This is a genomic window from Xenorhabdus sp. NBAII XenSa04, from assembly GCF_963866145.1.
GTDB lineage: Bacteria > Pseudomonadota > Gammaproteobacteria > Enterobacterales > Enterobacteriaceae > Xenorhabdus > Xenorhabdus indica.
The window spans coordinates 1-480 of the sequence record NZ_CAWMEB010000254.1 but is presented as its reverse complement, the minus strand read 5'-3'; the positions used below and the strand labels follow the sequence as shown (position 1 = coordinate 480).

The 480-nt window shown below is 46.9% G+C and carries 3 tRNA genes; all 3 read left to right on the top strand.

The window, feature by feature from the left end:
- Positions 1–24 precede the first annotated feature (24 nt).
- Positions 25–109, top strand: a tRNA-Leu gene (locus AAC147_RS09635).
- A 77-nt stretch (positions 110–186) separates the two neighbouring features.
- A tRNA-Gln gene (locus AAC147_RS09630) sits at positions 187–261 on the top strand.
- An 85-nt stretch (positions 262–346) separates the two neighbouring features.
- Positions 347–421 (top strand) — tRNA-Gln (locus AAC147_RS09625).
- Positions 422–480: the final 59 nt, after the last annotated feature.

The window sequence follows — 480 nt, the reverse complement described above, 5'->3', positions numbered from 1 at the left end:
ATTCCCGTCGTAGCCACCATCTTTGCGGGAGTGGCGAAATTGGTAGACGCACCAGATTTAGGTTCTGGCGCCGCAAGGTGTGCGAGTTCAAGTCTCGCCTCCCGCACCATTTTCTTCGTCGGTTATACTTAAATCGAGTTGAACTGGTTTCGTTTCGGGTTTAAGTTTTAGTGTGTTATTTTCAGGTGGGGTATCGCCAAGCGGTAAGGCACCAGGTTTTGATCCTGGCATACCCTGGTTCGAATCCAGGTACCCCAGCCATAATGCTGAAAACAACCATAACTAAAACGTAAAGCACCAAAAATAACGAACTGGTAACAACAAGATTTTAATGAGAATAGTCAGGTGGGGTATCGCCAAGCGGTAAGGCACCAGGTTTTGATCCTGGCATGCCCTGGTTCGAATCCAGGTACCCCAGCCATATTCCTGAATGTTTTCATAAAATTTACGGTTAACGTAAATGGCTACGTAGCTCAGCTG